Origin of the sequence: Pluralibacter gergoviae ATCC 33028 = NBRC 105706, from assembly GCF_001598855.1 — a bacterium.
GTDB classification, from domain to species: Bacteria; Pseudomonadota; Gammaproteobacteria; order Enterobacterales; family Enterobacteriaceae; genus Pluralibacter; species Pluralibacter gergoviae.
The window spans coordinates 1-25,656 of sequence record NZ_BCZS01000003.1 but is presented as its reverse complement, the minus strand read 5'-3'; the positions used below and the strand labels follow the sequence as shown (position 1 = coordinate 25,656).

Sequence of the window (25,656 nt, the reverse complement as noted above, 5' to 3'; positions counted from 1 at the left end):
AGAAGCTGGACAAAAAAAAGCCGACTTAGTTAAGTCGGCGTCGTACGAATCAATTGTGCTATGCAGTAATTCAAAAAAGGAAGTAAGACAATATGGAGCGCAACGCCCATCGCTTGACGTTGCATTCACCTGCGAGAGAGATATTGCCCTGAATGGGTAGAAGGTTTCTTGATTTTGCTCAATTATTGCCGCATTTCATTCGTAATCCCGCACCTGAAAGTGATTTTTTTACAACCATTTACTGCGGTGTAACCACCAGATAACACCAACAATCAGTACCACTAACCCAAAGCAGAACAGCGAGAAGCCAAACCGCCACGCGCCGCCGGGAATGCCGCCGAGGTTGACGCCGAACAGTCCGGTCAGGAAAGTGCTGGGCAGAAATACCATTGCCATCAGCGACATGGTGTAGCTCCTGCGGGTCAGCGACTCCTGCATCAGCTGCGCGACTTCGTCCGCCATCACGTCCGTTCTGGCAATGCAGGCGTCTATTTCGTCCAGCCCGCGTCCGAGACGGTCGGCGATATCCTGCATCCGCCGGCGCTGGTCGTCATTCATCCACGGCAGCCTTTCGCTGGAGATGCGGGCGTAGACGTCGCGCTGCGGCGCCATATAGCGGCGCATCACGATAAGCTGCTTGCGCAGCAGCGCCAGCAGGCCGCGCTGGGGCACCTGCTGGTCCAGCAGATTGTCCTCCAGATCGATAATCTTGTCGTGCAGCTCTTCAATAAACTCGCTGGCGTGGTCGGTCAGCGCATCGCAGACGTCCACCAGCCAGCCGCCGATGTCGGTGGGCCCGGTGCCCTCTTCCAGATCCTTAACGATATCATCGAGGGCGAGCACCTTACGCTGGCGGGTGGAGACAATAAGCCGCTCGTCGACGTAGACCCGCATGGCAACCAGCTGGTCCGGCCGCTCATCGGTGCTGCCGTTGATGCAGCGCAGCGTAATCAGCGTCCCGTCGCCCATGCGCGTAACCCGGGGACGCAGGCTGTCGCCGGCCAGCGCATCGCGCACGGTGTTGGGCAGCAGCGGAGTACTCTCCAGCCAGCGGGCGCTGTCGGGATGGGTGTAGTTCAGATGCAGCCAGCACGGATTATCTTTATCAATAACATCGCTGTCCTGAAGCGGTTTTACCCCGCCCTTACCGTCCAGCAGCCACGCGAACACGGCGTCCGGCACATTGACATCGCTCCCTTTAATGGCTTCCACGGTGCCTCCATAAACGTTGAGTTACGCAATACGCCCAGGCTGATCGGATCGGTGAGCAGCAGCCATGGGGGTCATCACGCTGAATTTATTGATTATAGTCACATTATCAGCAGGCGCCGCCAGGGGCACAATGGAAAAATCGTTAACGGCAGTTAACGATAACCGGCCCGCGCTGGCGGCGGGTCCGGCGGCAGGTAATCAGGCATCAAGCGGCTGTCGCGTCACCAGACGCCTTTCGCCACGCGCCGCTGCGGGTGAATCAGCGGCCAGCCGGAAGCCTGCGGTCCGCTGCTGTAGACTCAGCACCTGATTTTTAAGCGTGGCGGAGGATCCGGCCAGCGCATCAACCATCGTCACGTTGCTCTGGGTCACGCGCTCCAGCTCACCCAGCGCCAGGGTTATCTGCGAAATACCCCGCTCCTGCTGGAGCGTTGCGCAGGCAACTTCCTCCATCAGCGCGCTCAACTGCTGCGAGCCTGCGACAATCTGCCGCATATTCTCTTCGGCCCGGGCCACGACCTCTGCGCCTTCGGTGACATTCGTCTGCGTCACGGTAATAAGCTGCTTAATATTTTTCGCCGCTTCAGCGCTGCGATGCGCCAGCGTGCGGACTTCCCCCGCCACCACCGAGAAGCCTTTTCCCTGCTCACCCGCCCTCGCCGCTTCGACGGCGGCGTTCAGTGCCAGGATGTTGGTCTGAAAGGCGATGCTGTCGATAAGCGAGATGATCTCGGCCATCTGCCGGGCGCTGTCGGTGATCGACTGCATGTTGGCGGCAACGTTATTCATCAGCTGCCCGCCGCGGCTGGCGCAGGCGGTCGCCTCGCCGGCCCGCGCGGTGGCAAGGCGGGTATTGTCGGCGCTGTTTTTGGTCCCTGCCGCTATCTCCTCCATGCTGGCGGCGGTCTCGATAAGGGTAGCGGACTGCTGCTCACTTTTTACCGCCAGATCGGCGCTTTGACTCGCCAGCAGCCCCGACAGCGCCATCGCCTCGCCGGAGGTGTCGCGGATTTCGCCAACCAGCATAGAGATGCTGCGCGCCAGCGCATTAATGCCCGGGATTAGCTTACCGGCGCAGTTATTGCCAAAGTGCGGGATTGAAACGGTAAGGTTACCGCGGTTAACCTCATCAATACTCTCTTTAACCGCATTGATGGGCCGCACCAGGTAGCGGGTTAAATAGATCCACAGCAGCGTCAGCACAATTAGCCAGGCAGTGTTAAGCATAATCAGCAGCGCGGCATCGGCAGACACGATCAGGCAGGCAATATCAATGGCGGCGAATGCGCAGGCCAGGTAGGCAATCATCAAAGTACGGACACTCATATCCCGAAGCATTTTTTTACTCGCAGATACATATGCAGATTACAGGGTTATAGCAGCCGTTAGCGCCTTTGCAATTGGCAGACGGCGAGAAAAAGAGATTCACCCTATCCGCGCGGCAGTTTTATTTTAGAAAGCAGGAAATACTTTTTCACCGCGCGCTGCCTGCAGCAAAAATGAGCGGCAATAGCCGCGCTTTGAGTGGTATCTTTCCCAGGTCATCTGTTACATTAGCGCAACAAAATTTTACCAATGTGGATGACTTAATGCTGTACGTCTCCTGGGATCCGGTACTCATTGGCATATCGATTTTAGTGTCGTTTGTGGCTTCCTTTGTGGCCCTCGACAGCGCAGCCAGAATGGTTTCCGCCGGCTTACGGGCGGCCCTTTTCTGGCGCCTGGCCGGCGGCGTTACCCTCGGGCTGGGTATCTGGTCGATGCACTTCATCGGCATGCTGGCGATGAAGATGCCGATGGTGATGCATTACGATCTGCCGATCACCGTCTTCTCGCTGCTGGTGGCCATGTTCGCGTCCACCCTTTCCATCAACATCGCCATGCAGGGCGAACGGCTGTCGGCCCGCCGCCTGATGCTGGCGACCGCTATCCTCAGCAGCGGCGTGGTCACTATGCACTACGTAGGCATGTCGGCGCTGATGATCCACGACGGTATCCGCTGGAATTATGCCCTGATTGCGCTCTCGGCGCTGATTGCCGTTGCGGCCTCCGGCGCAGGCCTGTGGCTCGCCTTCAGCCTGCGTCGCCAGAGTAAGCGGATCATCGTCAACCGGCTGCTGGCGGCCGTGGTCATGGGATGCGCCATTGCCGCAATGCACTATACCGGCATGAGCGCTGCCACCTTCACCGGCAGTATGCATACGGCGGTCAGCGGCATCAGCGAAGCCGGCCTCTCCATCTGGGTGTCGGCCGTGACCCTTGCCATCCTCGGCATCATGCTGATCATCTCGATGATCGATTCGCAGCAGCGCACCAGCCGCCTGACGGATAACCTGCTCCAGCTTAACCAGCAGCTGGAGCAGCAGGCGCGCTTCGACGGCCTGACCGGCCTTGCGAACCGCAGCCATATCGACAGGTGCATGGAAGAGTGTCTCCAGCAGGCGCAGAGCACCCGACGCACCTTTGCGGTAGTGTTTATGGATCTGGATCGCTTCAAGCTGGTGAACGACGCCTGGGGGCACCACGTCGGCGACCAGCTGCTGGTGGCGGTAACGACGCGCCTTCGCGCCTGCCTGCGCCCCGGAATGACTCTGGCGCGGCTGGGCGGCGACGAGTTTATTCTGCTGGTACCGGAAACCGATGCAGGTGAAATGGAGGATCTGGCCGCCCGCATGGTAGATACCATTCGCCGCCCGTTCTATGAAGGCCGCCAGCTTTTGCAGGTCTCCCTGAGCGTCGGAATAAGCCTCTGGCCCGAGCACGGCGCAACGCTGCAGGCGCTAAAGCTCAAGGCCGATACCGCGATGTATAACGTTAAGCAGCAGGGGCGCAACGGCTGGATGTTTTACCATCCCGATATGATGAACAAGATACACAATGCCGCCGGCTTTCTTCAGGACCTTACTCTGGCGCTGGAGAGAGAGCAGTTTGAACTCTGGTATCAGCCCGTGTACCGCGCCGGCAGTGCAGAAATAAGCGGCTTTGAAGCCCTGCTGCGCTGGCGCCACCCTACCCGCGGTCTTTTGCTGCCGGAGCTGTTTCTTGAAACCCTCGAAAGTACCGGACTTATCATTCCCGTCGGCAGCTGGATCATCGACCGCGCCTGTATGCAGCTTCGCCAGTGGCAGGCGGAGGGCTACGGTAGCTGGAGCCTCTCCATCAACCTTTCCGCCACGCAGTTTGAGCAGCACGATATCTACGCTATCGTCTCCGGCGCGCTGTCGCACTATGCCGTTGCGCCGTCGCGGCTCATCATCGAACTCACCGAAAGCACCGCCCTGAGGGATATCGCCCACAGCATCAGCGTGATGAATGCCTTTAATCAGCTCGGCGTGAGGATTTCCATTGATGATTTCGGCACCGGCTTCTCCAATATGCTCTCTCTGAGAAACCTCCCGGCCCGGGAGTTAAAAATTGATAAAAGCTTCGTCCGCGACCTGCGCGAAAGCGGTAAGAACGTCAAGATTGTCTCGACGATTATCGACATTGCGCAGTCCATGAATATGCGCGTTGTCGCTGAAGGGGTTGAAACGGAGGAGCAGCGCCAGCTGATGACTCAACTTGGCTGCGGGTATCTCCAGGGATTCCTGTTTGCCGAGCCGATGCCTGCCGGCGAGATCCCCCAGCTGCTGGCACAACTGCGTGCCGAAAAAGGCCAATAAAGGCTCCGGGCGACGGCGAATGTTTAGAAAACATATTTTTGCATGAAAAGTTAAATATTTTTAACTCGCGCAAACAACTTTATTCTTTTTTATTCTACAATTGCCATTGCTAAGGCAAAAAACTCTCGTCAACCTAACAAGGATGCTCTTAAATGAAAAAATTAGTCCTGGCAACTTCTCTGCTGGCGTCAGTGTTCTCTTTTGGCGCGATTGCCGCACAGCAAATCTCGCAGCAGGAAGTCGATCACTTTAAACTGGTTAAATTGGGCACGGTATCAGTATCTCAAACGGGCGGGGCCGTCTCTTCACCGAGCGATCTGCATGACGCGCTGTCTAAAAAAGCCGATGAAAAAGGCGGAACTTACTACCGCGTTATCGCCGGCCGCCAGCACGGTCCTAATTTCGAGGCAATTGCTGAAGTCTATAAAGACGCCAACAAATAATCACTACCGCAAATATTTAAAAACCACGCAAATGCGTGGTTTTTTATTTAGCGTGCTAATTAACTGCCGGCTTAATGTTTAATTATGTACATCGTCCGGCTATAAGCGACATCTTCCGGATTGTCGATCGGGTAGCCCTTCAGATAGGGTTTAATCAGCCGGCCGTTAGTGTACTGGTAAATCGGCGCAATCGGCGCTTCGGTCGCAATAATCTTCTCCGCCTCGTTGTAGTCGGCGTTGCGGGCCTGCTCCGTGGATTCCAGCGTGGCCTGGTTGATCACCTTATCGTAAGCCGGATTGCTGAAGCGCGAAATGTTGCCGCTGTGGGTCGAGGTCAGCAGCGACAGGAAGGTTGACGGCTCATTGTAATCGCCGACCCACGAAGCGCGGATCACGTCGAAATTGCCGGTGTTGCGGCTGTCGATATAGGTTTTCCACTCCTGGTTCTGCAGCTTGACGTCAACGCCGAGGTTCTTCTTCCACATTGAGGCCACGGCAATGGCGATTTTCTGATGGTTCTCAGAGGTGTTGTACAGCAGCGTCAGCTTCAGCGGACGGTTGGGACCGTAGCCCGCGGCCTGCAGCAGCGTTTTGGCCTGCGCATTCAGCTCATCCTGGCTCATGCCCTCCATCGGCGACGGCTGCGGGGTAAAGCCCGCGGTGACGTCCGGCGTAAAGCGCCACGCCGGTTTCTCGCCGGTGCCGAGCACCTTCTCCGCCATGATGCGCCGATCGATCGTCATGCTCAGCGCCAGGCGCACGCGGGCATCGGCGGTCGGCCCTTTGCGGGTGTTGAACGCGTAATAGTAGGTGCCGAGCTGCGGCGGCGTGAACACCTGCCCCGGCAGCTGCTTGAGCAGTTGATGATACTGATTTTTCGGGAAGGATTCGGTAATGTCGATATCTCCCGCCAGGTAGCGCTTGGTGGCCGTTGACTCCTGGTTGATCGGCACAAAGGTCACCTGCTTAATCACCGTTTTAGCGTTATCCCAGTAGGAGGCATTCAGCACGGCGACCAGCTTTTCGTTAACCACCCGCTCTTTCAGCACGTAGGCGCCGTTGCCCACCAGCTTGCCGGGGCGGGTCCAGTTCGCGTCGCTCTCGACGTTGGCCTTCTGCACAGGAAACAGCGAGAAGTTAGCGGTCAGATTGACAAACCACGGCAGCGGCTTATCGAGCTGAACCCGCAGGGTGCGGGCATCGACCGCCGTCACGCCGAGGGTATCGGGCGCGGCTTTGCCGTCGATGATATTTTGCGCGTTGCTGATGCCCGCCAGCGCCGCAAACCAGGCAAACGGCGAGGTGGTTTTCGGATCCACCAGCCGCCGCCAGCTGTAGACGAAGTCCTGCGCCGTGACCGGCGTGCCGTCGGACCATTTGGCGTCGCTGCGCAGGGTGAAGATCCAGATGCGGTTATCGTTGCTTTGCCAGCGGGTGGCGACGCCCGGAATAATATTGCCCTTGCTGTCCTGATTGACCAGCCCCTCAAACAGATCGCGGATCACCTCTATTTCCGGCAGGCCGACCGCTTTGGCCGGATCGAGCGATGCGGGTTCGTCTTTAATATGGCGGACCAGCACCTGCTGCTGCGCCAGCGCGGTGCCGGGCGGCACGTCCGCCGCCAGCGCGAGCGGAGAAAGGCCGCCCAGCGCCAGCGCGCAGCAAATCGGTAAAACAGATAACTTCATGCGATCTCCTTGATTTCAGAGGAACCCAGCCGGATGCGTGGAATGATTATTTGTTTGCCCAGGTCTAAATGCAAATGACTTCTGGTAAAAACTTGATGTCCCATCGGCCCGGGCGTAAAAAAATGACCGCGCCGGAAACCATTTGATTCCCGGCGGGTTTTGCACAACACTGCCTGCAACGACTCCCTGTTCAGGAAATGGCTATGTCCATCACCCGTCCCCGCACGCAGCGCGGCGCATTTCCGCCGGGCACGCAGCACTACGGCAGCTCCCTGCTGGGCGCGCCGCTTATCTGGTTCCCCGCCCCGCAGGCAAGCCGCGACAGCGGCCTGATCATTGCGGGCACCCACGGCGATGAAAATTCATCCGTGGTCACCCTCTCCTGCGCCCTGCGCACCCTGTCGCCCGAACTGCGCCGCCACCACGTGGTGCTGGCGGTGAATCCGGACGGCTGTCAGCTGGGGCTGCGGGCGAATGCCAACGGCGTCGATCTGAACCGCAACTTCCCGGCCGCCAACTGGAAGGCGGGTGAGACGGTTTATCGCTGGAACAGTGCGGCAGAAAGCCGCGATGTGGTACTGCTGACCGGCGATGCGCCCGGCTCGGAACCGGAAACCCGGGCCCTGTGCCAGCTGATCCACAAGACGCATCCGGCCTGGGTGGTCTCCTTTCACGATCCGCTGGCCTGCATTGAAGACCCTGAGCAGAGCCCGCTCGGCCAGTGGCTGGCCGACGCGTTTTCGCTGCCGCTGGTGACCAGCGTCGGCTACGCCACGCCGGGCTCTTTCGGCAGCTGGTGTGCCGACATCGGCCTGCACTGCATTACGGCGGAGTTTCCGCCTATCTCCTCAGACGAAGCCAGCGAGAGCTACCTTGCCGCGATGATCGGGCTGCTGCGCTGGCGCCCGGAGAATTAGAGATGCAGCGTGCCGCCGTCAAACTGCAGGGCGGGTTCGGCGTCTACCGCAAGCCAGGTCGGGCCATCGAGATCGGCGAAGCGCACGCCCGGCGTCAGCGGCAGCGCGGCGCGAATGGCGCGCGACGTGCAGAGCATACAGCCCAGCATCCGGCTGAACCCCTGCGCCTGCGCCTCAGACGCCAGCGCCAGCGCTTCGGTCAGGCCGCCGGTTTTATCCAGCTTGATGTTGACCATTTCGTAGCGCCCCTGCAGTCCGGCAAGATCCGCCCGGGTGTGGCAGCTCTCGTCGGCGCAGATTGGCAGCGGATGAATAAAGTGGCCGAGAGCCGCATCTTCGCCTACCGGCAGGGGCTGCTCAAGCATCGCCACGCCCAGGTCGGCCAGCAGCTGGCAGCGGGAGGCCAGCCCTTCGCCGCGCCAAGATTCGTTGGCATCGACGATAAGCGTCGCCTCCGGCACCGCGCTGCGGATGGCCACCATCCGCTCGCTGATAAGATGATCGTCGAGTTTGACCTTCAGCAGGCGGGAGCCGCGGTCCCACAGCGCGCTGGCGCTGCAGGCCATCTGCTCCGGCGTGCCGATAACCACCGTCTGCGCGGTGGTCAGCGACGGAGCCAGCGCCGCGCCGGTCAGCGCTGCCAGCGTCAGCCCTCTTCTGCGGGCTTCCAGATCCCACAGCGCGCAGTCCACGGCATTGCGCGCGGCCCCGGCGGGCAGCAGCATCTGCAGCTGCGCACGGTCGGCGCCCGCCTCCAGCTGTTCGCCGATGCTCATTATCTGGGCCATCACCGAGGCGATCGTTTCGCCGTAGCGCAGATAGGGCGTGCACTCGCCGACGCCCTTGATACCGTCATCGTCCAGCTCAACGACGACGACCTTCGCCTCGCTCCGGCTGCCGCGGGCGATGACGAACGGCGAATGCAGCGGCCAGGCCTCTTCGAACACTCTTACACTTCTCATTCCCGGCTCCTTAAGACAGACGCTAAAAGCATTTGCCGTGTTTGTGGTTGATGTCTTACACTAGCCACGACGTTAACTATATGTAAACAGGAAGATAATCATGTCACAAACTGTGCATTTTCAGGGCAACCCCGTACCCGTACAGGGCGCCATCCCTCAGTCAGGCGATAAAGCACCGGCCTTTACGCTGGTGGCTAAAGATCTCTCCGACGTCGCGCTGAGCCAGTTCGCTGGTAAACGTAAAGTATTGAACATTTTCCCGAGTATCGATACCGGCGTTTGCGCCGCTTCCGTGCGCAAATTCAATCAGCTGGCTAACGATATCGATAATAGCGTAGTGCTGTGCATCTCCGCCGACCTGCCGTTCGCCCAGTCCCGCTTCTGCGGCGCTGAAGGCCTGAGCAACGTCGTCACCCTCTCTACCCTGCGCGCGCCGGAGTTCCTGAGCCAGTACGGCGTAGGCATTGCCGACGGTGCCCTGAAGGGCCTTACCGCCCGTGCGGTGGTAGTGGTTGATGAGAATGACCAGGTGGTTTACAGCCAGCTGGTCGATGAAATTACCAACGAGCCGGATTACGACGCTGCGCTGGCCGCGCTGAAGGCGTAATCATCACTGTCCTGGCCACCGGTCAGGACAGCTTTTCCCGACACCCGCCCGGTGCGGCATAGCGCGAAATAAAGCGCGCCAGCAGCGGTCCCGCCAGCAATATGCTGAACAGCCTCAGCGTCTGCATCGCCATAATAAACGACATATCCGCCCGACTGCCCGCCGCAATAATCGCCACCGTATCGATGCCGCCGGGGCTGGTCGCCAGATAGGCCGTCATGTAGTCCATTCCCAGCGCGTACGTCAGGCCCCACGCCATCAGGGCGCAGAGCAGGATCATGCCGACGATAGACAGGACAATCTGCGGCAGCGTTTTCAGGGCAAGAAGAAAGATGGGCCTGCTGAAGCGCAGCCCGACGCTCCAGCCGATGGCCAGATAGGCCAGGGCCAGCAGCCACTCGGGCAGCGCAATCTGCATCCAGCCGCCGCTCTGCAGCGCCGCGCCGGCGAGCATGGGCAGCAGCATCACCCCGGAAGGAAAGCGGCTCACTTTGCCCAGCGCGCCCGCGGCGGCGATCAGCAGCAGCGTCAGCGCGAAATTGCCGTTCAGGGAAGGAAACCAGACGATATGCGCAGCGGCGCTCTGCGTCCCGCCGCCGAGGGTAAGGCCCACCACCAGCGCCGCGGAGCCGGCCACGAACAGCACCCGCAGGTACTGCATAAAGGCCACCAGCCGCACGTCGGCGCCGTAGTCCTCGGCCATCGCCACCATTGCCGACGCGCCGCCGGGCGAGGTGCCCCAGGCCCCGGTGGCGCCCGGCAGCGCGCTGTAGCGCACCAGCAGCCAGCCGGCGAGACCGCTGGCCCCGAGAGTCGCCAGCAGCACGCCGAGCACCACCGGCCAGTCCGCCAGCAGGACGCCGAACACCGAAGGCGACAGCGTCCCGGCAATCATCGCCCCGATAACCGCCTGGGCGGCAAGAAAGCAGGGCCGCGGCACGCGCAGGCTGGCGCCGCACAGGCTGCAGATAATGCCGGCAATCATCGGCCCGAGCAGCAGCGCCGCCGGAAGATGGCACCAGAGCAGCGCCGCCGATATCCCCGCCGTCAGCAGCAGCAGACGCCCCCACTGCGCCGGCGCCTTACTCATCGCTCTTTTTCTGATTCAGCCCGTACTCGCGCAGCTTGTTGGCAATGGCGGTGTGCGAGACGCCCAGCCGCTTCGCCAGCTTGCGGGTACTCGGAAAACTGCGGTAGAGCTGGGTCAGCACCGAGCGCTCGAAGCGGCGGGTGATGTCGTCCAGCGACCCCTCCATAGCGTCCTCGCCCACCGCCATCGAAGCGGTATCGTAGTCCGGCAGCAGAATGTCCTGCGCCCGCAGTTCGTAACCCTCAAGCTGGGTCAGCGCCCGGTAAACCGCGTTTTTCAGCTGCCGCACGTTGCCCGGCCAGCCGTAGCGGGTCAGCACCATATTCAGATCGGCCGAGAGCTTCGGCCTGGCAATCCCCTGCTCGTCGGCAAAGCGGGCGATAAACAGTTCGGTCAGCGGCATGATGTCCTGCGGGCGATCGCGCAGCGGCGGCAGGTTCAGCGTCAGCACGTTGAGGCGATAATAGAGGTCTTCGCGAAACAGCCCCTTCTGCACCAGCTCGACCAGGTTCTTCTGGGTGGCGCAGATCACCCGCACGTCCACGTGAACCTCGTGCTCCTCGCCGACCCGGCGGAAAGTGCCGTCGTTGAGAAAGCGCAGCAGCTTGGTCTGCATGCCCGGCGACATTTCGCCGATTTCGTCCAGCAGCACCGAGCCGCCGTTGGCCTCCTCAAAAAAGCCCTTTTTACCCGACGGCGCGTGGCCGAACAGCTCGCTCTCTACCGCGTCTTCCGGAATAGAGGCGCAGTTGAGGGCCATCCACGGCTTCGCGGCCCGGGGACTGGCGAGGTGGCAGGCGTGGGCCAGCTGGTCCTTGCCGGTGCCGGTCTCGCCGACGATCAGCAGCGGCGCGTTAAGCAGCGCCAGCTTGCGGGCCTGGTCAATGACGTGGCGCATACGCGGGCTGACGGCGACTATCTGGCTGAAGGCGCTGACATCCTGGCTGGTCATGGTCTGCAGCTGGCGGCCCATGCGCAGCGTGGAGCGCAGCATCACCACCGCGCCCATAAACACCCGGGCGGCGCCCTCGCCCTCCAGCGCCACCGGTGTGAGATCCATCAGGAAATTCTGCCCGTTAATCACCACGTGCTCGCTGTGCGGCGCGCTGGGCGCATCCTCCAGCCAGCGCTGAAAATTGAATCCGCCGATCAGCTGACCGGCCGTGTGGCTGAGCAGCCGGCTCTGGCTCTGGCCGAACAGCTGGCAGCTGGCGGGATTAGCCACTTCGACTTTGCTGCGGGTATCGAGGGAGAGCACCGGCTCCGGCATCGCTTCCAGCAGCGCGCTAAGCGCCAGGTGTTCGCGCTCGGAGGGCATCCACGGCACGGTGCGTACGTCGGTAACGCCGGCAATGCGGCGGATTTCCGCCATCAGGGAGCTGAAGATGGTGAAGTCCAGCTCGGCAAAATTAAGGTAGATTCGGCCAACGGGATCGATATCGATGCCGCGCAGATCGATGCCGCGCAGGACCAGCAAATCGAGTAATTCACGGGTCAGACCAAGGCGGTCCTCACAAAACACTTCAAGACGCATGGGAAATATCACCCTTAAGAGCCAAAGACGAGGTGGATGATAAGACAGTTCCCGGGAGACGGGAAGATAACTGTCAACAATTATTGACAGTATGGCGGAAAATCAGGCGCTTTGCCGTAAAGAAGCGCCTTCAGAGCACAAAGCGTTCACGCCGGCGGCCCGGCGCGACGGTTATGACGATTTTTTATTCAGCGTCTCTTTCAGCTGGCCGATAAGCTCCCGGCGGAAATCCCCGAGCTTCGGCTTATCGCCGTCGATCCACGGCAGCGGGCGGCACACCTCCATGGCCTTAATGCCAAGCCTGGCAGTCAGCAGACCGGCGCCGATGCCCTGCGCGGCGCGGGCGGAGAGTCTGGCGGCCAGGTCCTGCGACATCCAGTCCATGCCCACCTCGCGCACCAGTTCGCTGGCGCCGGCGAAGGCGATGTTGAGCAGCACCAGCCGGAACAGGCGCAGGCGGCTGTAGTAGCCAAGTTCGATACCGTAGAGGGCGGCAATGCGATTAATCAGGCGCAGGTTGCGCCAGGCGATAAACGCCATGTCCACCAGCGCCAGCGGGCTGACGGCGATCATCAGCGTCGATTCCGCCGCCGAGCGGCTGATTTCGCGCCGCGCCTGGGCGTCCATCACCGGCTGTACCAGGTGGGCGTAGAGGGAGACCACCTCCCGATCGCTCTGGGTTTCATGAATAGCCGCGTACCAGCGCTGCAGCGCCGGATGGGACTGGTCCAGCCCCGCCTGCGCCGCCAGCTGTTCGCAAAACGCCCGCCCCTTCCCGGCGCCGTGACTATGCAGCAGATCTCGCGCTTCGTCCCGCTCATGCGCGCGCTGGCGCAGCCGCCACAGCCGCCGCCACTCGGTCGCCACCGAACCGACCCCGGCGCCGATAATCAGCGCGCCGGCGGCGCAGCCGCCGAGGCCGATCCAGTCCTGGGTCTGCCAGGCGTGCGCCGTCCACTGCACGCCCTGCGCCACGACGCTTGCGCCAAACAGCGCCAGCCCGGCGCCGACCATCCTGCGCCACAGGCTGCGCTTCGGGCGCAGGGCCGCCTCGACCACCGCCTCGGCGGGGCCTTCGTCGTCCAGCGGCGAGCCTACTACTGCCGGGGCAAAAGCGTCGGCGTCGGTAAAGGCCCGCGCCGCCTTAAACTGTTCGAGGGTTTCCGCTTCCAGCGGGCCGGCAAAATCAATGCGCGGCTTAATCGGCTCGCTCATCGCAGCTTGTCTCCTATTAAAAATTCCAGCGCGCTGTCGAGGCGAATGTGCGGCAGCGGCTTATCGACGTCCATCGCCCGCGGGCGGAACGCCTCAAACTGAAAGCCCTGCTGCTCCCAGAACGCCTGGCCCGGCAGGCGCGCCGGGACTTCGCCCGGATAGACCGTCAGCGGCTCGCCGTCGCGCAGACGGTTGCCGCGCAGGGCGGGTATTTTCTCGCCGTTAACGTCAATCAGCCCGCTTTCGGTGGCCTGCACCGAGGCCAGCCCCAGGCAGTCCATGCTGATGCCTTCAAAGGCGGCGTTCTGCCACGCGTCCTGAATCAGCTGCTGCAGGAGCGACACCATATTGGCGTGCTGATCGACGGTCACGTGATCGGCTTTGGTCGCGGCAAACAGCAGCTTGTCGATCACCGGCGAAAACAGGCGGCGGAACAGCGTCCTCTGGCCGTAGTGAAAGCTTTGCATCAGTTGGGTCAGCGCGAGGCGCATATCGTTAAACGCCTGCGGCCCGCTGTTGAGGGGCTGCAGGCAGTCCACCAGCACAATCTGGCGATCGAAGCGCAGGAAGTGGTTCTTATAAAAGCCCTTAACCACGTGCTCGCAGTAGTAGTTAAAGCGGGCCCTGAGCATCCCGGCGTTGGTGTTCTTTTCCGCCTGCGCTAGCCGCGCCTCGCCCGCCGCGTCGACATCGGGCCAGGGGAAGAACTGCAGCGCCGGGGCGCCCGCCATGTCCCCCGGCAGCACGAAGCGGCCCGGCTGGATAAAGTGCAGGCCCTCTTTCTTGCAGGTGTGCAGATAGTCGGTCCAGGCCTGGGCTATCTCCGCCAGCCGGTTCTCGTCGGCGGGAGCCAGCGGATCCAGCCCCGCGCACAGCTGCCGCCAGCGCGCGGACCACTCGCCGCGCTGCCCCTTCAGCAGGCCGGTCATCTGCCGCGACCAGCTGAGATAGTCCTGAGCCAGCATCGGCAGATCCAGCAGCCATTCGCCGGGGTAATCGACAATCTCCAGATAGAGCGTCGAGGTCTCCTTAAAGTAGCGCAGCAGGGAGTCATTCGAGCGGTAGCGCAGGGCGAGACGGATTTCGCTGACGCCGCGGGTCGGCGTCGGCCAGGCGGGCGGTTCGCCGTAGAGCTGCGCCAGCCCTTCGTCATAGGTAAAGCGCGGGATGCCAAAATCGCGCTGCGGCACGCGCTTGACGCCCAGCAGCCGCTCTTCGCGCACAGCCCCGAGCAGCGGCAGCCGCGCCCCGGCGTGCAGGTTGAGCAACTGATTGACCATCGAGGTGATAAACGCCGTTTTGCCGCTGCGGCTCAGCCCGGTGACCGCCAGGCGCAGATGTCGATCCACGCCGCGGTTCACCAGAGCATTAAATTCGCTTTTAAGTCGCTTCATCGCCATCCGGTTGCGCCCTGAAGTGTTTAGTAATGAAAGGATTATAACATGGGGTCAGTCTGCAAGGTTGCAAGGCATCAGGCACAGCCTCCGGCTGCGCCCCGGTGTTATTTCATGCCGCGCGCCAGCCGGTTGGCCAGCTTCGCGAGCAGCGGCTCCAGCGCCACCGCCAGCAGCATTTTCAGCGGCCGGCGGGCCACCGATTTGATTGCCCAGCCGGCAACGCCCGCCGGGCCGTAGCGTAAAGCGCTTAGCAGGGCCAGTCGGCCCGCCCACTTCAGGCCGGGCTTCACTTTTTGCCCGGCGCGCTGCCATTTCTGGTTCATTGCCTCTCCTCGGATTGATTAAAGCTGGCGAAAACGGCTGCGCAGCGAGAAGGTATCGGAGGTCACGTAGCGCTCCATCTCACGCAGGCGCTGTTCGCCGGCGGCCAGTTCGGCGTCCACCGCGTCCAGCAGCTCGCCGCTGGTGGGGTTTTTGTCACCGTACAGCTCGCTCTGCGGGATCGGATCCAGCGCAAACGTCAGCACGATGTAGGCGGCAAGCACCACAAAAAACAGACCGCAGACGGCCGCCAGCACGGTGGCGATGCGCACCAGCTTAACCGGGACGCCCAGCCAGTCGGCGATGCCCGCGCAGACGCCCTTCACCATGCCCTTCTGCGGGATGCGCCAGAGTTTTTTGCTGAAATCGAGTATCGCCATTATTTTTCTCTCCAGTTCGGATGCTCCGCGTCAAGAATGTCTTCCAGGGTCTGAATGCGATCGCGCATCCGCTTTGCGTCGTCATTCAGCTGCTGCAGGCGGAGCTGGTCGCTCTGCGACAGTTCGCCGCCGGAGCGGTTGCTGTAGTGCAGCCACAGCCATACCGGCAAAACGAACAGCACGAACAGCGTCAGCGGTATGGCTAAAAAAAGCGCGCTCATAGGGTCTCCTTACGGGTGATGAGCGGCGGCACGTAGCGTGCCGCCCGGCGTTATTATTGGTTATCCTGCTTCATTTTAGCCTTCAGCGCCGCCAGCTGAGCGGCAATCTCATCGTCGGCCTTAAGGTCGGCAAACTGCTGATCCAGCGACCTCTGCTTGCCGAAGTTGTGGCTTTCGGCTTCGGCTTCCATCTGGTCGATGCGGCGCTCGAAGGACTCAAAGCGGGCCATCGCTTCGTCCAGCTTGCCGCTGTCGAGCTGGCGGCGCACGTCGCGGGACGAGTTCGCGGCCTGGTGGCGCAGGGTCAGCGCCTGCTGACGGGCGCGGGTTTCGCTGAGCTTGTTCTCCAGCTCGGCGATCTCTTTTTTCATCCGGTCCAGGGTTTCGCCCACCAGGGTGATTTCATTTTCCAGGGTGGTGATGACGTCGGTCAGCTTCTGCTTTTCAATCAGCGCGGCGCGGGCCAGATCGTCTTTATCTTTACGCAGGGCCAGCTCGGCTTTCTCCTGCCACTCGGCCTGCTGCGCGGTCGCCTGTTCGATCCGGCGGGTGAGCTGCTTCTTCTCGGCCAGCGCGCGGGCGGAGGTGGAGCGCACCTCAACCAGCGTATCTTCCATCTCCTGAATCATCAGGCGGACCAGCTTCTGCGGATCCTCCGCCTTCTCCAGCAGGGAGTTGATGTTGGCGTTCACGATATCGGCAAAGCGAGAAAAAATTCCCATAATCACATCCTCATTCGGTCAGTTCTGTTATCGGGCGTGGCCCTTGCTCAATGAATAATACAAATGGCGTGCCAACTTTTTATCTTATTGATTTATCTGATTATGATTGAAAATAAGGCGGCTATTGGCTACAGTGATATGGCGAATATCACTAACATATGGTGAATTTCATCATGGCTGAATACAAAGATAACCTCCTCGGCGAGGCCAACAGCTTTCTTGAGGTGCTGGAGCAGGTCTCGCGGCTGGCGCCGCTCGATAAGCCGGTGCTGGTGGTAGGCGAGCGCGGCACCGGCAAGGAGCTTATCGCCAACCGCCTGCACTTCCTCTCTTCCCGCTGGCAGGGGCCGTTCATTTCGCTCAACTGCGCGGCGCTTAACGAGAACCTGCTCGACTCCGAGCTGTTCGGCCACGAGGCCGGCGCCTTTACCGGCGCGCAGAAGCGCCATCCCGGCCGCTTCGAGCGGGCCGACGGCGGGACGCTGTTTCTCGACGAGCTGGCGACGGCGCCGATGCTGGTGCAGGAGAAGCTGCTGCGGGTTATCGAGTACGGCGAGCTGGAGCGCGTCGGCGGCAGCCAGCCGCTGCAGGTCAACGTCCGGCTGGTGTGCGCCACCAACGCCGATCTACCGCAGATGGTCAGCGAGGGCAGCTTCCGCGCCGACCTGCTGGACCGGCTGGCCTTCGACGTGGTGCAGCTGCCGCCCCTGCGCGAGCGTCAGAGCGACATCTTATTAATGGCGGACCACTTCGCCATTCAGATGTGCCGCGAGCTGGGGCTGCCGCTGTTCCCCGGCTTTACCGAAGCCGCCCGCGAAACGCTGCTCGGCTATGCGTGGCCGGGCAATATCCGCGAGCTGAAAAACGTCGTCGAGCGCTCGGTCTACCGCCACGGCAGCAGCGAGGCGCCGCTGGATGATATCGTCATCGACCCGTTCCGCCGCGCGCGGGCCCCGGACGCCAACCCTGAGGTAAAAGAGAGCGCCGCCGCCCTGCCGCTGGACCTGCGGGAGTTTCAGTTGGCGCAGGAGAAAGACCTGCTGCAGAAGGCGCTGGAGCAGGCCCGGTTTAATCAGAAGAAAGCGGCGGATCTGCTGGGGCTGACCTATCACCAGCTGCGGGCGCTGGTGAAGAAGCATCAGCTCTGAGGAGACGCGGGCAGCAGGCGCCAGGTGACCAGCGTCGAACAGAGGCAGATGGCGCAGTTAACCAGCAGAGCATACTGGGCCGCACTGGCCATCCCCAGCGGTAAAAACAGCGCAAAAAGTGACGATGTCACGGCAATGCCCATCGCGCCCCCCAGCGAACTTCCCATCTTGTAGATGCCCGACGCCACGCCGACCTTGTTCGCCGGGGCGTGGAGCACCGCCGTATCCGTGGAGGGGGTTGCGTAGCAGCCGAGCCCCAGCCCGAACAGAACATTGCCGATAAGCACGGTGATAATATAGGTCTCTTTAGCCAGAAAGGTGCAGGAGATAAGCAGGATGGCAAGCACCGTAATCACCGGGCCGAACATCATCGGCAGGCGGGCCCCGTAGCGCTGCAGCAGCTTCTCTCCGACGCGGATCATGCTCAGGACCGCCACCAGATAGCCCAGCGTCATCATTCCGGTCTGCAGCGGCGAAAGATGATGCCCTCTCTGGAGCCAGATGCTGGCAATCATCATCGTGCCAATGCAGCCGTTGAGCAGAAAATTCGACAACACCGCCGCGCTGTAGGCGCGATTGCGGAACAAACCAAAGTCAATCAGCGCCGCCTCGCCCTTGCGCAGCCCGGAAACCACGAACCACGCCATCGCCAGTCCCGCCCCGGCCAGCATCAGCAGCGTCGTTGCGCTGCCCCAGCCCCAGACGTGTCCTTTGGTAATAAACAGGTTCAGCAGCACCAGACCGATGACCAGGCTCAGCAATCCGCTGAGGTCCAGCCGGTGCTCCGCCGCGCCTTCGCTGCGGCTCTCCGGCGTTCCGCGGATCAGCGCCATCGCCGCCAGCGCGGTGGCGATGGAAAAGATGAAGATCCACCGCCAGCCCAGCCCGGTGGCAATCGCCCCGCCGACAAAGGAGCACAGGCCGCTGCCGCCCCAGGAGCCGATGACCCAAAAGCTCACCGCCCGCTGGCGGGCTTTGCCGTCGTACCAGGTTTTAATCAGCGACAGCGTCGCGGGCATAATGCAGGCGGCGGAGAGCCCCTGCAGGGCGCGCCCGGCCAGAAACAGCGCCGGTCCGTCGGCGAACACCAGCAGCGCGCTGCCGATGATACTGAGCGAGAGCCCGGCGAGCGTCATGCGCACGCGTCCAAACCGATCGGCAAGCCCGCCGCTGGCCACAATAAAGCAGCCGCTGAACAGCGCGCTGAGGCTCACGGCAAGCGTCAGCGTCTCAAGCGAAATCGCCAGGCTGCTTTTCATCGCCGGCACGACGTTGATCACCGATTGGGCGAAAAGCCAGAAAGTAAGTACGCTCAGCACAATGCCCACCAGCAGACGATCATTTCCGGTGAAGGGGCGGGTTTCAGTCAGGGGAACGGTACTCATGCAGCACTCCTCCTCGCGACGCCGTTAGCGCAGGACGCCGTTAGCGCAAATAGTATTCCGTAAGGCCGGCCCAGATAGCGGCCCCGGTTTTCAGGATCTGGTCATTAAAGTCGTAGCCGGGATTGTGCACCATGCAGCGATCCGGTTCGTCGCCGGCGCCGATGGTGAAGTAGCAGCCGTTGGGGTTTCTTTCGAGCATAAAAGCGAAGTCTTCACTGCCCATAAAGGGCGGGATTTCCGCCGTCGCATCCTGACCGAAAAGATCGGTTGCTACGGCACGCACCATCTCAACGGCCTGCGGGTCGTTATTCAGCACCGGACTGCCGTGAATATGGCTAATGGTTGCCGTGGCGCCAAAGCTCTGCGCCTGGGCGGTGGCGATATCGTGCACCCGCTGCAGCACCTTCTCGCGCACCGCCTCGTTCAGGGTGCGTACCGTCAGCTTCATCAGCACTTTTTCATTGATGATATTGGGCGCGTGCCCGGCCTGAATACTGCCCACCGTGACCACCGCAGGCGCAAACGGCGTAATGTTTCGCGAAACGATGGACTGCAGCGCCAGGGTGATGTGGCAGGCAACCAGGGTCGCATCAACGGTATGCTCCGGCACGGCGCCGTGACCGCCAACGCCGTTAACCTCAATGTGCAGCGTATCAGCGGACGCCATCATCGGGCCCGCGCGCAGCCCGATTTTGCCCAGTTTTTGCCCCGGCATGTTGTGCAGGCCGAAGATATGGTCGCAGGGAAAGCGGTCGAACAGTCCATCCTCCAGCATCACGCGTCCGCCGTACAGCAGCTCTTCCGCCGGCTGGAAGATAAGGTGCAGCGTGCCGTTAAAATGACGCTTTCGCGCCAGATACTCAGCGGCGTACAGCAGCGTCGTGGTGTGCCCGTCGTGACCGCAGCCGTGAAATTTACCGTCGGTGGCGCTGGCCCAGGCTTTGCCGCTCATCTCCTGCATCGGCAGCGCGTCCATATCGGCCCGCAGGCCCAGACGCTTACCGCCGCTGCCGACTTTCAGCGTGCCCACCACGCCGGTGCCCGCCAGTCCGCGATTGACCTCATACCCCCATTCCGCCAGCAGCTCAGCCACGCGATCGCTGGTGAGGTGCTCTTCAAAACCGAGCTCCGGGTGCTGGTGAAAGTGGTGGCGTAATGCGATGAACCGCTCTTCACTGTCCTGTAGTGCAGAAACAATTGAATGTGTCATTTTTGTTAATCTCAGGTTACTTACAGGGATTAAGCACGAGTCTAAGCCGACATACGGGTATGATTGAGCTGTTTTTTAATGTGAAATAACGCATTATTGATGATTGTTTTTCATACAATTCAGTTATGACAAAAAATAACCGCAGTTTTTTGTCTTCAGGGGGTACGGGATGGCGCAGAGCGATAGCGAGTTTTCGGTAGATGTCGGGGAGATCATCTCTCTCAGCGAGGAAGGTAAAAGCGCCCTGACGCTGCTGTGGGTCCTTGAGGGGACGCAAACGCTGGAGGTGGAAGGCGAAAGCCGCCGACTCGACCAAAACGCTCTGCATATTATTAACGGCCACCAGCGCTGGACGCTTTCCGGCTCGCCTGACAACGTCACCCTGCGGCTTGTCCTCTCTGCCGCCTGGCTTTGTCAGCTCTACCCCGAATTTTTCGGCCACGCGTATGCGGTTCCTGACGAAAGCGATGGCCGCCTGCCGCACTGCGACGCGCTGCGCCATCTGCTGCACCAGCTGCTGGCGGGCACGCTGCTCAATCACTCGCCCCGCTACCGGCTGGAGGCGACCCGCTGGATCAGCGAGATCCTGCTGCTGCTCACCGGCCGTTTTCAGCAGCCGCCCGCTCTGCGGGTTCGTCAACAAAATCCCGGATGGAGCCGCCGGATTAGCCATGTCGTTGAGCGCATAAACGCCGGCTACACCCGCCGCATTACGCTGGCGGAAATTGCCCGCGCGGAGTTCGTGTCTGAACCCTGGCTCTCCCGCCTGTTCCATAAAGAAGTCGGCATCAGCTTTATGCAGTACATCACCCGCCTGCGGCTGGAAAAAGCCGCCGCGGCCCTGCGCAGCAGCAATCAACCCCTGCACCAGATAGCCCAGGCGCACGGATTCGCCAGCACCCGAATGATGAGCGACCTTTTTCGACGCCACTACGCGATGACGCCGGGCAAATTTCGCCGGCAAAAGCCTCCTGCTGAAAACATCGCGCGTCCGCGCGGGAAGCGTGAAAACCTTCGCCCTGTCGCCCCTGACCGCCTTTTTCACCTGCTCAATACGCCAGAGCCGCAGGGGTGGGAAAACTATGCGAATACGCTAAACCAGGTCCATGAAAGGCGTATCGAACTGGATCACCTCTCCGGGCAGGGCGTCCGGCTCGCCCGCAGCGGTGTTGTCGTCACGCTGCGGGAGCTGGACGATTTACTCCGCGGCGACGTTCGGCGGGATCTGGATGCCCTGCGGGCGGAAATTAGCATCAGCGGAATAGATATTGCCGAGCCCTTTCTCAGCAGCCGGCTCTTTGCCCACGGCTGGGACGATCCGCAGATGATGGGCTACGCAAGCTGGTACAATCTGCATCAGATTTTCACCTGGCTTGCAGAAAGAGAGCTTTCGGTTCTGCTCCACACCAGCCAGACCACCCGCAGCGATCTGCTGCAGCGCTTCATCGAGTGCGCGTGCGGCCATTTTCCGCCGACGGTCACCCGCCAGTGGGATTTTGTTTTTCACTGGTCACCGCAGGCCGAGGATGCGCCGCGGCAGGCGGCATGGCAGAGCCAGCGCGCCATGCTGAAGAACATGCTGCCCGGGTCCAGAGTGGGGATATGGCACCGCTTTGCGCCCGATGCCTTTTCTGAAAAGGATGTTGCGCTATTGAGGCAGCTCCCGCGGCTGCAGGCTGATTTTCTTGCCTGCTCCGCCGACAGCAATGAGCTGCTTAATTTTGCGCAACTCCGCCATGCCCACCTCGCGGCGGCAGAAAATTATCCCGTGAAGCGCGTCGAGCAGATTCAGAATGCGCTTCGCGAAGAGGGGCGGCCTCTCCCCCTCTGGCTTCTCTCCTGGAATACGCTCACCGGCGAGACCCGCACGACCAACGGCAGCTTTTTCCGCGGCGCGCTGCTGATGCAAAACCTGCTGGGCCTTTCGACAAAGGTCGCCGTGACCGGCTTCTGGCTCAATTCAAGCCTGCAGGGAGAGACCCGCAGCAGCGGCACTATCGATACCTCAAGCCTCGCCCTGCAGTACAATCACGGCCTGCCGCGGCCGATTTTCTGGGTGCTCTGGCTGTGGCAGCGCCTGCGCGGAGAGATCATTCTGCAGGATCGGCACCTGCTCTTTCTCCGCCACCAGCGGGGGTATCAGCTGCTGGTGCACAATGCCGCCATCTTCAATCCCTGGCTATCCGGCGAAGAGGCGTTCCTGCAGCGCTTTCGCCAGCAGTATCTGATCCGGATAGCGGGCATTCAGGGGCGGTGGCGCGTAAAGAGCCATCTTTTCGATCTGCGAAACGGCGCGCTTTTCCCACTGCTGCAGGCATTCCAGGCGCAAAGCGGGCCAGATGAAGAGGTGCTGAACTGGGTCTTTCACAAAGCGCGGCCGACGCTCTCGGTTCACGATGAACAGCTGCAGGCGGGCTGGCAGGCTTCGGGCGCCCTTGAGAGCAATGCGCTGATGCTCTATGAGCTGACGCCCGTCGCTCAAAGCGCCGAGATCGCTTCGACTTCGTGCTGAAACACGTAGGGATCGGACAGCAGACGATATTTATCATCTTCGGGGTAGGTTACCGCAATATGGTAGTTCTCTCCGGCAAATGCTTTTACGGACGCCAGGCTGTCCCACCAGGTGGCGAGAAAAAAGTGCGCCCAATCGCCCTGCGTTTCTCGCCTGACGCTGGCGCCGAGGTTTCCCTCAATACTTTCAGAGTGCCTGACGCCAGTAACCTGCAGGTGCGCGGCGAACCCTTCGGCAAATTCGCGGGGTACGCAGCCATGCCATGTTCTTACAATCATCTTCGCTCCATCGTCGTTAATTTAACTCATTGATATTGGTCTGTGTCAGCTAACAATAATTCTGCTGACTTTTCCACCATTCAATCTCAGACTTTTGTACCTCCCTGCCCCAAGTGCGATACACTTTGCAGATCGGTCCGAACAATGAATCCATTATGCACCTGAAATTAACATCCCTCCTCGCAGCGATGGGGCTGCTGTGCGGCGCTGCCGCAGCGGCAACGCCGCCTGCACAGCTGGCCCACGGCGATATCCGCAGCAGCGGCTTCGTCTACTGCGTTAGCGGGCAGGTTAATACCTTTAATCCGCAGAAAGCGGGCAGCGGCCTGATTGTCGATACCCTGGCGGCGCAGCTCTACGATCGCCTGCTGGATGTCGATCCCTATACTTACCGGCTGGTACCGGAGCTGGCGGAGAGCTGGGAGGTGCTGGACAACGGCGCCACTTACCGCTTTCATCTGCGCAGCGGCGTGCAGTTTCAGAGCACGCCGTGGTTTAAGCCCAGCCGCGCGCTGAATGCCGACGACGTAGTGTTTACCTTCGAGCGCATCTTTAACCGCCATCATCCTTGGCACAATATCAACGGCGACAGCTTTCCCTATTTTGACAGCCTGCAGTTTGCCGACAGCGTCGACAGCGTGCGCAAGCTTGATAACCGCACGGTCGAGTTTCGCCTGAAGAAGCCGGACGCCTCGTTTCTCTGGCACCTGGCGACCCACTACGCGTCGGTAATGTCGGCGGAGTACGCCGCCGACCTGACCAAAACCGATCGCCAGGAGCAGCTGGACCGCCAGCCGGTGGGCACCGGCCCGTATCAGCTCTCGGAGTACCACGCCGGGCAGTATATCCGCCTGCAGCGCCATCCCGGCTACTGGCGCGGTACGCCGCTGATGCCGCAGGTGGTGGTCGATCTTGGCTCCGGCGGTACCGGGCGGCTTTCCAAACTGTTGACCGGAGAGTGCGATGTGCTGGCCTGGCCCGCCGCCAGCCAGCTCACTATCCTGCGCGACGATCCGCGCCTGCGCCTGACCCTGCGCCCGGGAATGAACATTGCCTATCTGGCGTTCAATACCGATAAACCACCGCTGAATAATCCCGAAGTGCGCCACGCCCTGGCGCTGTCGATCAATAACCAGCGGCTGATGCAGTCCATCTATTACGGCACGGCGGAAACGGCGGCTTCAATTCTGCCCCGCGCGTCGTGGGCCTACGATAATGAGGCGAAGATCACCGAGTACAATCCGCAGAAGTCCCGCGACCTGCTGAAGAAGCTGGGCATCGAGAACCTGACCCTGCACCTGTGGGTGCCGAGCAGCTCCCAGGCGTGGAACCCCAGCCCGCTGAAAACCGCCGAGCTGCTGCAGGCGGATCTGGCCCAGGTCGGGGTGAAGGTGGTGATTGTGCCGGTAGAGGGCCGCTTCCAGGAGGCGCGGCTCAACGCCATGAACCACGACCTGACCCTCACCGGATGGGCAACGGACAGTAACGATCCGGACAGCTTCTTCCGCCCGCTGCTGAGCTGCGCCGCCATCGGGTCCCAGACCAACTACGCCCACTGGTGTAACCGCGATTTCGACGCGGTGCTGCAAAAGGCGCTGGCCTCCCAGCAGCTGTCGTCACGGGTCGATGCCTACAGCGAGGCCCAGCACATTCTCGCCCGCGAGCTGCCGGTGCTGCCGCTGGCCTCCTCGCTGCGGCTGCAGGCCTACCGCTATGATATTAAGGGGCTGGTGCTGAGCCCCTTCGGCAACTCCTCCTTTGCGGGCGTGTCGCGCGAAGGCACCGAAGAGGTGAAAAAACCATGATTATTTTTACTCTTCGCCGCCTGCTGCTGCTGGTGGTGACGCTCTTTTTTCTGACCTTCGTCGCCTTTAGTCTGAGCTACTTCACGCCCCACGCGCCGCTGCAGGGCGCGTCGGTGTTCAACGCCTGGCTGTTCTGGTTCGAAGGGCTGCTGCACTGGGACTTCGGCGTGTCGAGCATCAACGGGCAGCTGATCTCCGAACAGCTGAAAGAGGTGTTTCCCGCCACGATGGAGCTGTGCTTTCTCGCCTTTGGCTTTGCGCTGCTGGTCGGCATTCCGGTGGGGATGCTGGCGGGCATCATGCGCTACAAGTGGCAGGACAAGTTCATCAGCGCCCTCGCCCTGCTCGGTTTTTCAATGCCGGTGTTCTGGCTGGCGCTGCTGCTGACGCTGTTCTTCTCCCTGACCCTCGGCTGGCTGCCGGTGTCCGGGCGCTACGACCTGCTCTATGAGGTGAAAAGCGTCACCGGCTTTGCGCTGATCGACACCTGGCTGTCGGATTCGCCGTGGCGCCACGAGATGTTTATCAGCGCCTTAACCCACATGGTGCTGCCGGTGCTGACGCTGTCGGTGGCGCCGACGATGGAAGTGATCCGCCTGATGCGCCTCAGCACGATCGACGTGTACGACACTAACTACATCAAGGCCGCCGCGACCCGCGGCATTTCCCGTCTGACTATCTTGCGCCGCCACGTGCTGCACAACGCCCTGCCGCCGGTGATCCCGCGTCTGGGCCTGCAGTTCTCCACCATGCTGACGCTGGCGATGATCACCGAGATGGTGTTCAGCTGGCCGGGCCTGGGGCGCTGGGTGATTAATGCCATTCGCCAGCAGGACTACGCCGCCATTTCGGCAGGCGTGATGGTGATCGGCGCGCTGGTGATTATTGTGAACGTGATCTCTGACATTCTGGGCGCCATGGCCAACCCATTGAAACATAAGGAATGG

At 61.2% G+C, this 25,656-nt stretch carries 23 protein-coding genes; 8 read left to right on the top strand and 15 right to left on the bottom strand.

The annotated features are described in order from the left end of the window. Positions 1-228: 228 nt before the first annotated feature. Entirely contained in the window at positions 229-1,212 is a 984-nt protein-coding gene (zntB, locus tag ENGE1_RS04355; protein WP_043084276.1) for a zinc transporter ZntB, read from the bottom strand. A 198-nt stretch (positions 1,213-1,410) separates the two neighbouring features. Next, entirely contained in the window at positions 1,411-2,106 is a 696-nt protein-coding gene (locus ENGE1_RS29555) for a methyl-accepting chemotaxis protein (protein ID WP_437247583.1), read from the bottom strand. Positions 2,107-2,801: 695 nt separating this feature from the next. On the opposite strand from ENGE1_RS29555, the gene ENGE1_RS04345 reads away from it, so the two are divergent. Further along, positions 2,802-4,874, top strand: coding sequence for a putative bifunctional diguanylate cyclase/phosphodiesterase (locus tag ENGE1_RS04345; protein ID WP_048252560.1), 2,073 nt, complete (start codon positions 2,802-2,804; stop codon positions 4,872-4,874). 152 nt (positions 4,875-5,026) lie between these two features. Beyond that, the gene (locus tag ENGE1_RS04340; RefSeq protein ID WP_043084281.1) at positions 5,027-5,317 is read left to right on the top strand and encodes a YdgH/BhsA/McbA family protein; all 291 of its coding nucleotides are present in this window, start codon (positions 5,027-5,029) and stop codon (positions 5,315-5,317) included. A 71-nt stretch (positions 5,318-5,388) separates the two neighbouring features. On the opposite strand, the gene ENGE1_RS04335 is transcribed toward ENGE1_RS04340, so the two are convergent. Further along, entirely contained in the window at positions 5,389-7,005 is a 1,617-nt protein-coding gene (locus tag ENGE1_RS04335; protein WP_048252559.1) for a peptide ABC transporter substrate-binding protein, read from the bottom strand. Positions 7,006-7,208: 203 nt separating this feature from the next. On the opposite strand from ENGE1_RS04335, the gene mpaA reads away from it, so the two are divergent. Further along, the gene (gene mpaA / locus ENGE1_RS04330; protein ID WP_043084285.1) at positions 7,209-7,922 is read left to right on the top strand and encodes a murein tripeptide amidase MpaA; all 714 of its coding nucleotides are present in this window, start codon (positions 7,209-7,211) and stop codon (positions 7,920-7,922) included. On the opposite strand, the gene ycjG is transcribed toward mpaA, so the two are convergent. After that, complete coding sequence (gene ycjG / locus ENGE1_RS04325; RefSeq protein ID WP_048252558.1) at positions 7,919-8,884, bottom strand: L-Ala-D/L-Glu epimerase; 966 nt, start codon at positions 8,882-8,884, stop codon at positions 7,919-7,921. The genes mpaA and ycjG overlap by 4 nt on opposite strands. Positions 8,885-8,984: 100 nt before the next feature. Here ycjG and tpx point away from each other — a divergent pair, with 100 nt between their 5' ends. After that, a complete protein-coding gene (gene tpx, locus ENGE1_RS04320; RefSeq protein WP_043084287.1) occupies positions 8,985-9,491 on the top strand; it encodes a thiol peroxidase in 507 nt (168 codons plus the stop codon). Between the two features lie 22 nt (positions 9,492-9,513). Here tpx and ENGE1_RS04315 read toward each other — a convergent pair whose 3' ends face one another. From ENGE1_RS04315 to pspA, 8 genes are all read right to left on the bottom strand, one after another. Next, entirely contained in the window at positions 9,514-10,581 is a 1,068-nt protein-coding gene (locus ENGE1_RS04315) for an AbrB family transcriptional regulator (protein WP_048252557.1), read from the bottom strand. After that, on the bottom strand, positions 10,574-12,115 hold the full coding sequence (gene tyrR / locus ENGE1_RS04310) for a transcriptional regulator TyrR (protein ID WP_045288952.1): 1,542 nt from the start codon (positions 12,113-12,115) through the stop codon (positions 10,574-10,576). The genes ENGE1_RS04315 and tyrR overlap by 8 nt, the downstream gene beginning before the upstream one ends. A 171-nt stretch (positions 12,116-12,286) precedes the next feature. Beyond that, the gene (locus ENGE1_RS04305) at positions 12,287-13,330 is read right to left on the bottom strand and encodes a YcjF family protein (RefSeq protein ID WP_048252556.1); all 1,044 of its coding nucleotides are present in this window, start codon (positions 13,328-13,330) and stop codon (positions 12,287-12,289) included. Further along, positions 13,327-14,724, bottom strand: coding sequence for a YcjX family GTP-binding protein (locus tag ENGE1_RS04300; protein WP_048252748.1), 1,398 nt, complete (start codon positions 14,722-14,724; stop codon positions 13,327-13,329). The genes ENGE1_RS04305 and ENGE1_RS04300 overlap by 4 nt, the downstream gene beginning before the upstream one ends. A gap of 107 nt (positions 14,725-14,831) precedes the next feature. After that, entirely contained in the window at positions 14,832-15,050 is a 219-nt protein-coding gene (gene pspD / locus ENGE1_RS04295; RefSeq protein ID WP_043084297.1) for a phage shock protein PspD, read from the bottom strand. Positions 15,051-15,068: 18 nt separating this feature from the next. Beyond that, positions 15,069-15,428, bottom strand: coding sequence for an envelope stress response membrane protein PspC (gene pspC / locus ENGE1_RS04290; RefSeq protein ID WP_045288954.1), 360 nt, complete (start codon positions 15,426-15,428; stop codon positions 15,069-15,071). Further along, positions 15,428-15,649: an envelope stress response membrane protein PspB gene (pspB, locus tag ENGE1_RS04285; RefSeq protein ID WP_043084301.1), complete on the bottom strand. Its 222-nt coding sequence runs from the start codon at positions 15,647-15,649 to the stop codon at positions 15,428-15,430. The genes pspC and pspB overlap by 1 nt, the downstream gene beginning before the upstream one ends. Positions 15,650-15,702: 53 nt before the next feature. Further along, on the bottom strand, positions 15,703-16,371 hold the full coding sequence (pspA, locus tag ENGE1_RS04280) for a phage shock protein PspA (protein WP_048252555.1): 669 nt from the start codon (positions 16,369-16,371) through the stop codon (positions 15,703-15,705). Between the two features lie 158 nt (positions 16,372-16,529). Here pspA and pspF point away from each other — a divergent pair, with 158 nt between their 5' ends. Continuing rightward, complete coding sequence (pspF, locus tag ENGE1_RS04275) at positions 16,530-17,519, top strand: phage shock protein operon transcriptional activator (protein ID WP_162268882.1); 990 nt, start codon at positions 16,530-16,532, stop codon at positions 17,517-17,519. Here pspF and ENGE1_RS04270 read toward each other — a convergent pair. Both ENGE1_RS04270 and ENGE1_RS04265 read right to left on the bottom strand, forming a co-directional pair. Then, complete coding sequence (locus ENGE1_RS04270; RefSeq protein WP_045288955.1) at positions 17,510-18,904, bottom strand: MFS transporter; 1,395 nt, start codon at positions 18,902-18,904, stop codon at positions 17,510-17,512. The genes pspF and ENGE1_RS04270 overlap by 10 nt on opposite strands. Positions 18,905-18,944: 40 nt before the next feature. Beyond that, positions 18,945-20,114: a M20 aminoacylase family protein gene (locus ENGE1_RS04265; protein ID WP_048252554.1), complete on the bottom strand. Its 1,170-nt coding sequence runs from the start codon at positions 20,112-20,114 to the stop codon at positions 18,945-18,947. Between the two features lie 169 nt (positions 20,115-20,283). On the opposite strand from ENGE1_RS04265, the gene ENGE1_RS04260 reads away from it, so the two are divergent. Further along, on the top strand, positions 20,284-22,626 hold the full coding sequence (locus tag ENGE1_RS04260; RefSeq protein WP_043084308.1) for a helix-turn-helix transcriptional regulator: 2,343 nt from the start codon (positions 20,284-20,286) through the stop codon (positions 22,624-22,626). On the opposite strand, the gene ENGE1_RS04255 is transcribed toward ENGE1_RS04260, so the two are convergent. Continuing rightward, positions 22,593-22,904: a hypothetical protein gene (locus ENGE1_RS04255; RefSeq protein ID WP_048252553.1), complete on the bottom strand. Its 312-nt coding sequence runs from the start codon at positions 22,902-22,904 to the stop codon at positions 22,593-22,595. The genes ENGE1_RS04260 and ENGE1_RS04255 overlap by 34 nt on opposite strands. Positions 22,905-23,059: 155 nt before the next feature. On the opposite strand from ENGE1_RS04255, the gene sapA reads away from it, so the two are divergent. Both sapA and sapB read left to right on the top strand, forming a co-directional pair. Beyond that, the gene (sapA, locus tag ENGE1_RS04250) at positions 23,060-24,709 is read left to right on the top strand and encodes an ABC transporter substrate-binding protein SapA (protein WP_043084311.1); all 1,650 of its coding nucleotides are present in this window, start codon (positions 23,060-23,062) and stop codon (positions 24,707-24,709) included. Further along, positions 24,706-25,656, top strand: a 951-nt coding sequence (gene sapB / locus ENGE1_RS04245) for a putrescine export ABC transporter permease SapB (protein WP_064360554.1), incomplete at its 3' end; no start/stop codon positions are given. The genes sapA and sapB, both read left to right, overlap by 4 nt.

What these genes read in the sequence shown, in the direction of transcription:
- sapA (WP_043084311.1), top strand. Translation starts at nt 23,060, where the DNA reads ATGCACCTGAAATTAACATCCCTCCTCGCAGCGATGGGGCTGCTGTGC.
- ENGE1_RS04270 (WP_045288955.1), bottom strand. Translation starts at nt 18,904, where the DNA reads ATGAGTACCGTTCCCCTGACTGAAACCCGCCCCTTCACCGGAAATGAT.
- mpaA (WP_043084285.1), top strand. Translation starts at nt 7,209, where the DNA reads ATGTCCATCACCCGTCCCCGCACGCAGCGCGGCGCATTTCCGCCGGGC.
- pspF (WP_162268882.1), top strand. Translation starts at nt 16,530, where the DNA reads ATGGTGAATTTCATCATGGCTGAATACAAAGATAACCTCCTCGGCGAG.
- ENGE1_RS04255 (WP_048252553.1), bottom strand. Translation starts at nt 22,904, where the DNA reads ATGATTGTAAGAACATGGCATGGCTGCGTACCCCGCGAATTTGCCGAA.
- pspD (WP_043084297.1), bottom strand. Translation starts at nt 15,050, where the DNA reads ATGAACCAGAAATGGCAGCGCGCCGGGCAAAAAGTGAAGCCCGGCCTG.
- pspB (WP_043084301.1), bottom strand. Translation starts at nt 15,649, where the DNA reads ATGAGCGCGCTTTTTTTAGCCATACCGCTGACGCTGTTCGTGCTGTTC.
- ENGE1_RS04305 (WP_048252556.1), bottom strand. Translation starts at nt 13,330, where the DNA reads ATGAGCGAGCCGATTAAGCCGCGCATTGATTTTGCCGGCCCGCTGGAA.
- ENGE1_RS04340 (WP_043084281.1), top strand. Translation starts at nt 5,027, where the DNA reads ATGAAAAAATTAGTCCTGGCAACTTCTCTGCTGGCGTCAGTGTTCTCT.
- pspC (WP_045288954.1), bottom strand. Translation starts at nt 15,428, where the DNA reads ATGGCGATACTCGATTTCAGCAAAAAACTCTGGCGCATCCCGCAGAAG.
- tyrR (WP_045288952.1), bottom strand. Translation starts at nt 12,115, where the DNA reads ATGCGTCTTGAAGTGTTTTGTGAGGACCGCCTTGGTCTGACCCGTGAA.
- ENGE1_RS04335 (WP_048252559.1), bottom strand. Translation starts at nt 7,005, where the DNA reads ATGAAGTTATCTGTTTTACCGATTTGCTGCGCGCTGGCGCTGGGCGGC.
- ENGE1_RS04345 (WP_048252560.1), top strand. Translation starts at nt 2,802, where the DNA reads ATGCTGTACGTCTCCTGGGATCCGGTACTCATTGGCATATCGATTTTA.
- tpx (WP_043084287.1), top strand. Translation starts at nt 8,985, where the DNA reads ATGTCACAAACTGTGCATTTTCAGGGCAACCCCGTACCCGTACAGGGC.
- ENGE1_RS04260 (WP_043084308.1), top strand. Translation starts at nt 20,284, where the DNA reads ATGGCGCAGAGCGATAGCGAGTTTTCGGTAGATGTCGGGGAGATCATC.
- ENGE1_RS29555 (WP_437247583.1), bottom strand. Translation starts at nt 2,106, where the DNA reads ATGGAGGAGATAGCGGCAGGGACCAAAAACAGCGCCGACAATACCCGC.
- ENGE1_RS04300 (WP_048252748.1), bottom strand. Translation starts at nt 14,724, where the DNA reads ATGAAGCGACTTAAAAGCGAATTTAATGCTCTGGTGAACCGCGGCGTG.
- ENGE1_RS04315 (WP_048252557.1), bottom strand. Translation starts at nt 10,581, where the DNA reads ATGAGTAAGGCGCCGGCGCAGTGGGGGCGTCTGCTGCTGCTGACGGCG.
- ycjG (WP_048252558.1), bottom strand. Translation starts at nt 8,884, where the DNA reads ATGAGAAGTGTAAGAGTGTTCGAAGAGGCCTGGCCGCTGCATTCGCCG.
- ENGE1_RS04265 (WP_048252554.1), bottom strand. Translation starts at nt 20,114, where the DNA reads ATGACACATTCAATTGTTTCTGCACTACAGGACAGTGAAGAGCGGTTC.
- pspA (WP_048252555.1), bottom strand. Translation starts at nt 16,371, where the DNA reads ATGGGAATTTTTTCTCGCTTTGCCGATATCGTGAACGCCAACATCAAC.